The 8165-nt window shown below is 48.8% G+C and carries 4 protein-coding genes and 1 rRNA gene; 4 read left to right on the top strand and 1 reads right to left on the bottom strand.

Annotation, left to right across the window (positions count from 1 at the left end):
• Nucleotides 1-962 (bottom strand): 16S ribosomal RNA (locus FP815_07795); the annotation flags it as partial.
• Between the two features lie 892 nt (nucleotides 963-1854).
• Here FP815_07795 and FP815_07800 point away from each other — a divergent pair.
• The 4 genes from FP815_07800 to FP815_07815 form a co-directional block, all read left to right on the top strand.
• Entirely contained in the window at nucleotides 1855-3117 is a 1263-nt protein-coding gene (locus tag FP815_07800; GenBank protein MBA3014844.1) for a hypothetical protein, read from the top strand.
• Between the two features lie 33 nt (nucleotides 3118-3150).
• The gene (carA, locus tag FP815_07805; protein ID MBA3014845.1) at nucleotides 3151-4263 is read left to right on the top strand and encodes a glutamine-hydrolyzing carbamoyl-phosphate synthase small subunit; all 1113 of its coding nucleotides are present in this window, start codon (nucleotides 3151-3153) and stop codon (nucleotides 4261-4263) included.
• Between the two features lie 244 nt (nucleotides 4264-4507).
• On the top strand, nucleotides 4508-7723 hold the full coding sequence (gene carB, locus FP815_07810; protein MBA3014846.1) for a carbamoyl-phosphate synthase large subunit: 3216 nt from the start codon (nucleotides 4508-4510) through the stop codon (nucleotides 7721-7723).
• Nucleotides 7724-7861: 138 nt separating this feature from the next.
• On the top strand, nucleotides 7862-8165 hold a 304-nt coding region (locus FP815_07815), incomplete at its 3' end, for a cell division protein FtsH (GenBank protein ID MBA3014847.1).

Raw genomic sequence — 8165 nt, forward strand, 5'->3', positions numbered from 1 at the left:
CACCGCTTGTGCGGGCCCCCGTCAATTCCTTTGAGTTTTAGTCTTGCGACCGTACTCCCCAGGCGGAATACTCAACGCGTTAGCTGCGCCACTTGGAGTGTCGATACTCCAAACAACCGGTATTCATCGTTTACGGCGTGGACTACCGGGGTATCTAATCCCGTTTGCTCCCCACGCTTTCGCACCTTAGCGTCAGAATAATCCCAGTGGGCCGCCTTCGCCACCGGTGTTCCTCCTGATATCTACGAATTTCACCTCTACACCAGGAATTCCACCCACCTCTGATTATCTCTAGCTTAGCAGTTTTAAGAGCAGTTCCGGGGTTGAGCCCCGGGATTTCACCCTTAACTTGCTATGCCGCCTACGTGCCCTTTACGCCCAGTAAATCCGAACAACGCTTGCACCCTCCGTATTACCGCGGCTGCTGGCACGGAGTTAGCCGGTGCTTCCTTTGGTGGTACCGTCAAACACTATGGATATTAGCCATAATGCACTTCTTCCCACCTGACAGGGCTTTACAACCCGAAGGCCTTCATCACCCACGCGGCGTCGCTGCGTCAGGGTTTCCCCCATTGCGCAATATTCCTCACTGCTGCCTCCCGTAGGAGTCTGGTCCGTGTTCCAGTTCCAGTGTGGCGGATCATCCTCTCAGACCCGCTAACCATCGTCGCCTAGGTAGGCTTTTACCCTACCTACTAGCTAATGGTACGCAGACTCATCCCTATACAGTAACTTTCAAGAAGAGGTCACCTTTCCTCACTCGCACTTGCGTTCAAATAAGTGTATTCGGTATTAGCAATCCTTTCGAATTGTTATCCCAAATATAGGGGTAGATTATCTACGCGTTACTCACCCGTGCGCCACTCTACCGGGGGACCGAAGTCCCCTTTCGCGTTCGACTTGCATGTGTTAAGCACGCCGCCAGCGTTCGTTCTGAGCCAGGATCAAACTCTCCAGTTTAAATCCTTCTCTACCGATTAAATCGGTTACTTGTCCAATCTTAAAACTCTTTTCGTTGGCTCGTTGTTTTGCTATTCAGTTTTCAAAGATCAACCAGATCATTTCGTCCGGCTGCCCCAGCCTTTTCCGCTCGGGCATCTATTCTTTTTACTCAATCTTCAGCAGGGTGTCAACTTCTTTTTTCTGCTTTTCTTTCGCTGCCTTACGTCAGCTACCCTGTCCCGCTTGAGAGGGGCCAATCTAGCCGATCCCCTCGTCCCTGTCAACTTCTTTTTTGCTGCTTTCTTTTCTCAACCGTCCCTCGCGGACCCGCTTGGAAAGGCGGCAATCTAGCCCAACTCTATCACCCTGTCAATCTCTTTTTTATCCTCTTACTTCCTCGCTCCTTAACTTACTCTCTTTAGGTTCTTTTTTTGTGAAATCTGTTTATGATTGCCTCCTTAGTTGCCAGATCTAACGGCCAGAATCTCATTCTTATTCCTCTTCCGCTACTTCGAAAACCCCAAGCGTTTTAATGTATGGAGCACCCAAAGCCTCATTGCCTCATACCTACTACTATTAATAGCAAACTCCAGATAAGAGATCCCGTAAGCCATCCCCGGACTTTTTGCGAGATTGTCAATACTACTAAGACCTCCCCCCCATCGCGCTTCTGAGTTGGACTGCATCGCATTTCTGCCGAGCATAGATTATTTCAGGTTGACGAATTCGTCATTTCCAGTTTAAATTGTTTAATTTTTTATAGCTAGTTTTCACATAAACATTGCTTAACACAGACTCGTCTTCCATCTGTGGCAATGTGAATCATGGGGGTTGTTTTTTTTCATTTTGTACTATCGACTGTACACCTGGTCGGGTTGGCTGCTCTTGCTTTTGGTCATACCCATATATGTAATGTATTGCCTGTTGACAAGAAGACACCTTGACGACCTTTGGCAACGATTCAGTTACTTTCCCCCCCCACTCTCGTTGAAACACCCAAAACGGCTTTGGTTCCATGCCGCTTCTGTTGGTGAAATACAGGCAGCAAAAGCCTTAATTACTGCGCTTCACAAACAAGAAACCAGAGTTGATATTGTTATCACAACCGTTACAAGACAAGGTCATCTCGCAGCAAAAAAACAACTGGCGAACATAGCTCAGTGCCTATATGCGCCTATCGATCTGCCACTCATTGTTGATCGATTTATCGCTAAATTGAATCCGGACGTTTACATCTGCCTGGAGACCGAACTGTGGCCGAATACACTTCGGCTAATGCAAGCCAAGGGTGTTAAAACACTCCTATTAAACGGACGCCTTTCCGAAAATGCTTTTCGACGATACTCAATAATTTCTGGTTTCATGCGACAGGTCGTACGCTGTTTCAACACGACATCGGTAATCCATGAAATTGATCGAAAACGCTACATTGCTCTCGGACTCGAACCTGATAAGATTGAGGTCAATGGCAATGCAAAGTATGACCAACCGATCGAATCTTTTGTTCCTTTATTTGATCACCAGGACGATTTAGACAGAACTAGTTTACAAGAAAGGGTAGGCAATCACTTCAGAAACCTGCTGGATCTGAATAAAAATCATCCAGTCATCATCGCGGGAAGCACCCACTCTGGTGAGGAATCGATGATGATTGACACCTTTATAGCTCTTAGCGCCACAATACCCGACCTTGTTCTGGTTGTTGCCCCCAGGCACATTGAGCGCATCGATCAAATCGAGTCGGATTGGCGCAGCAAAAACATCAACTTCAAACGACTATCGCAGGCTCGTTCAAGTCTCCAAGGACAAAAAATTATCCTGGTTGACCAGATGGGAGTACTGGCAAGTTTATACTCCATTGGGACCTATGTTTTTTGTGGAGGTAGCCTTGTGGATCGTGGTGGACACAACATCATGGAACCGGCTATGTGGGGGAAGCCCCCCTTTTTCGGGCCACATATGAGCGACTTTAACGATGCCCGTTCCCTGCTTGAAAATCAAGGCGCCGGATTTCTCGTTAACAATACAGAGGAACTAATTACAAAAATATTGTATTTTCATCTTCACCAAGACAGCTATCAGGACGCCTCAGAACGGGCTCTCACTGTCGCGGCAGCACAGCAAGGGGCTGCCACCCGGCAGGCAGATTTAATCCGTCAGGCCCTGGACGATTGACATTAAAAGAAACAACAACACGTGGAAAACTCTATGAAAGCGCTTATTGCCCTTGAAGATGGCAGAACCTTTACAGGCAGATCGTTCACCGGCCCTGGCGAGGCTGTCGGTGAAATTGTATTCAATACCGGCATGACCGGATACCAGGAGATCTTGACAGATCCCTCATACAAAGGCCAAATTGTAACCATGACCTATCCTTTGATCGGTAACTATGGGGTTAACGATGAGGACATGGAATCTGCCGCCATCCACCCAGGGGCAATGCTGGTCAAAGAGTACAATGCCGTGCCCAGCAACTTCCGTTCACAAGGAACACTCTCCGATTTTCTCCGCAACCAACACGTCGTTGGAGTGGAAGGAATCGACACCCGAGCATTGACCAAGCACATTCGTGAAAAAGGGGCACTAAAGGGCATCGTATCAACAATAGACCTTGATATTTCCTCTCTCGTCCATAGAGCACAATCATGGCCAGGCCTGGTCGGCCACGACATGGTCAGTAAAGTCACCTGTGCCAAGCCATATGGCTGGACCAAAAATGGCCCCGTCCCCGGATCGAATTTCACCACCTCGGGTCCAGGCACATTTAGAATAGTCACCATCGACTTTGGATTGAAATACAATCAACTACGCCTGCTCTCTGAACGAGGATGTCAAGTGCAAGTTGTCCCCGCACAAACATCCGCCGATGACATTCTGGCTATGAATCCCGACGGAATCTTCCTCTCCAATGGACCTGGTGACCCAGCTGGAATTCCAGGTGTCGTTGATACAATCCGTACCCTGTTAGGAAAAAAACCTATCTTTGGCATCTGCCTAGGCCACCAGATCATGGGGCTTGCCTATGGAGGATCCACCTACAAACTAAAATTCGGTCATCGCGGATCCAACCAACCTGTCAAGGATCTCGACACCGGAAAAATCGAAATCACTGCTCAAAATCATGGTTTCTGTGTAGATATCAAAAGCCTCGAGCATGCAGAAGTAGAACTGACCCATATCAACCTGAATGACAACAGTGTCGAAGGGATGCGCCACAAACGCTACCCAGCATTTTCCGTCCAGTACCACCCTGAAAATGCCCCTGGCCCGCACGACTCTCTTTATCTTTTTGATCGCTTTATCGAAATGATAAAAAAATAAAGTATCTCAGGTCAATCGGATCAAGGCAGTTAGCTACAATAACTAGCGATAACTTTACGGGATAGTGAATCATTTTATCTACCAAACTCTATCCATCTTGCACCTAACAATAAACACTCAAACACTCCGATCCCTGATCAACCCGAACAGCTCCATCAATAACCGATACCAAGTCAGGACAAGACCTTGTGCATTTTTGCTCTCAATTTGTCAGCACACATAATGAAAGGAACTAATTACCTCCATGCCTAAACGAACAGACATCAAAAAAATACTGATCATCGGTTCCGGACCAATCATCATCAGCCAGGCTTGCGAATTTGATTACTCAGGTACGCAAGCGGTCAAAGCATTAAAAGAGGAAGGGTACGAGGTGGTATTGATCAACTCGAACCCTGCTACCATCATGACTGACCCTGAAATCGCCGACAAAACATACGTCGAGCCGATCACCCCAGAGATAGTAGCCATGGTTATCGACAAAGAACGCCCTGACGCCCTTCTTCCCACCCTTGGAGGTCAGACCGCCCTTAACACTGCGCTCAAGTTGGCTGAAATGGGTGTGCTGAAAAAGTTCGGGGTTGAGATGCTGGCAGCCAACGCCGATGTCATCAGAAAGGCCGAAGGCCGAGACCTGTTTCGGGCCGCAATGAAAAAGATCGGCTTAAATGTCCCGGAAAGCGCCATCGTTCACACCATGGAAGAAGTCAGAAAAGCCGGTGATGAAATTGGATTTCCACTCATTGTCCGCCCCAGCTTTACTCTCGGTGGCACCGGAGGAGGTGTCGCTTATAACCACCATGAGTTGGAAGCGTTCTGCGCAACAGGACTCGACCTCAGCATGAACTCTGAGGTAATGCTGGAGCGCAGCCTGTTGGGCTGGAAAGAGTACGAACTTGAAGTCATGCGGGACAGAAAAGACAACGTGGTCATCATCTGTTCGATTGAAAACTTTGATGCCATGGGCGTCCATACCGGCGACTCGATTACTGTGGCGCCAGCCCAGACACTCACTGACCGCGAATACCAAGAGATGCGTAATGCCGCCATCGCCATCATGCGTGAAATCGGTGTTGAAACCGGTGGTTCAAACGTTCAATTTGCCGTTAACCCGGTTGATGGAGAGTTGGTTATTATCGAGATGAACCCCCGTGTCTCTCGGAGTTCAGCCCTGGCTTCCAAAGCCACCGGATTCCCCATTGCCAAGATTGCCGCCAAGCTCGCTGTGGGCTACACCCTGGATGAGATCACCAACGATATAACCCGTGAAACTTACGCCTCATTCGAACCCAGCATCGACTATTGTGTGGTAAAAATCCCACGCTGGACCTTTGAAAAGTTCCCTGAGGCTGAAGACATCCTGACCACCGCCATGAAATCAGTAGGCGAGACCATGGCCATTGGCCGGACCTTCAAAGAAGCCTTCCAAAAGGGTATGCGCTCACTTGAAATCGGCTGCGCCGGATTTGGGGCAGGGAAAAAGTTTAACCACTCGGACCTCAGACAGCGAGATCTCGACAAGGGCCTTCATACACCAAGCTCACAACGTCTTTTCTATCTCTATGAAGCATTACGAAGAGACATGCCCATCAATGAGATCTATCGCCTCTCTGCCATTGACCCATGGTTTCTCCGAAATCTTAAACAGATCACCGACCTGGAAGTTGTCATTACCAAGGCTGGTTTTTCTGGTCTTGATCACGACCTTCTCTACAAAGCCAAACAGTATGGCTTTGCAGACCAACAGCTTGCATTCCTGACCGGAACATCCCCTGACGACATCAGAGAACTCCGAGATCAATTGGGCATACGGGCTGTCTACAAGCTCGTAGACACCTGTGCTGCTGAATTTGAGGCCTTCACTCCCTACTATTACTCTACCTATGAAGAGGAAAATGAAGCCCGCCCCAGTGACAAACGCAAGGTCATGATCTTGGGCGGCGGACCTAACCGCATCGGTCAAGGCATTGAATTTGACTACTGCTGTGTTCATGCCGCTTTTGCCCTCAATGAATTGGGGATCGAAAGCGTCATGGTCAACAGCAACCCGGAAACGGTCAGCACCGACTATGACACCTCGGACAAGCTTTACTTTGAACCCTTGACCAATGAAGATGTCCTTAACATCATCGAAACAGAAAAACCGGAAGGCGTTATCGTCCAGTTCGGCGGACAGACTCCCCTCAATCTTGCCAATGGCCTGCATCGGGCTGGAGTCAAAATCCTTGGCACCTCGGTGGATAGCATCGACCGGGCAGAAGACAGGCAGCGTTTTCAGCAGTTTCTCCAGAAACTTGGCCTTGTTCAACCCGACAACGGGACTGCGCGCACCCCTGATGAAGCGCTGATCATTGCCGAGCGAATCACCTACCCGGTTGTTGTCCGCCCATCCTACGTCCTTGGTGGCCGGGCCATGAGAATTGTTTATAACCAACACGACCTCAAAGATTACATGCGGACAGCCATTGACGTCTCCTCAGAGCATCCGATCTTAATCGATAAATTCTTGAAAGATGCCGTCGAGATCGATGTAGATGCCATTTCCGATGGTGAAACCACTATCCTTGGGGCCATCATGGAGCATATCGAAGAGGCCGGCATCCACTCCGGTGATTCGGCGTGTGTCCTGCCTCCTCACACCTTGTCGCCTACCCTGATCGAGCGGATCAAGGCGGCAACCAGGGCCATGGCCCTGGAACTGAAGGTTATCGGCCTGATGAATATTCAATATGCAGTCAAGGACGACGTGCTCTACGTTCTTGAAGTCAACCCCCGAGCGTCTCGAACCGTGCCATTTGTCAGCAAAGCCACCGGCGTGCCTCTGGCAAAACTCGCAACTAAGGTTATGATGGGTAAAAAGCTTGCAGAGCTCGGACTAACCAAAGAGGTAGAAATCTCTCACTACGCAGTCAAAGAGGCGGTCTTCCCCTTTGACAGGTTCGCCAATGTAGATACCCTTCTCGGCCCGGAAATGAAGTCGACCGGAGAGGTTATGGGTGTTGACAGCACCCTGGGCCTCGCCTTTGCTAAGGCACAGATGGCGGCCGGCCAGAAAATTCCATCCTCTGGAAGCGTCTTGATTTCTGTACGCAACAACGACAAGCTCGTCATCCTCCCCACTGCTAAAAAACTTACAGACCTTGGCTTTAATCTGTTGGCTACTGCCAACACCGCAAAATTTCTAACCGATAATGGTGTTACCTGCACCCGGGTCAATAAAATCTCAGAAGGCCGACCGCATATTCTTGACATGATCAAAGATAAAAAAATCCAGTGGATTATCAATACTTCAATGGGAACACGTACCACTGAGGACTCCTACACTATCCGCCGGAGTGCGCTTGATTACCGCATTCCCTACACCACCACAACGGCTGGCGCACAGTCAATGGTCATGGCCATCTCCACTCTTACTGAAAAAAGTGTGGAAGTTAAGGCCTTACAGGATTATTGTATATAAAATGATACTGAATGTCACATCTGTGAAGTGACATCACGAGCGATAAGGTCCTATGAATGAATACAAGTACGAATATCGCAGGAATCAACAATTTCTATACGAAGCACACTCACCCTCAACCATAAATAGGCGATCTAATTGAACATGTTCTATAAAAATCTCTCTATGTGGCTGGTCATTGGTTTGACTATGATCCTTCTTTTCAACCTCTTCAGCAAACCTCACACCCAGATAGAGGAGATGAGTTACACCGATTTCCTTTCCAGCGTTGAGCAAGGGACCGTCAACAAGGTGGTTATCCAGGGAAACGAAATCACAGGCATCGCCCAAGGAGGCTCCAGCTTTAAGGCTATCGCCCCACCCGATCTCGAACTGATCCCAACCCTTCGGAAGCAAGGAGTAAACATCCAAGCCAAACAGCACGAAGAAACCCCATGGTATA

This window comes from Desulfobulbaceae bacterium, assembly GCA_013792005.1.
Lineage (GTDB): Bacteria > Desulfobacterota > Desulfobulbia > Desulfobulbales > VMSU01 > VMSU01.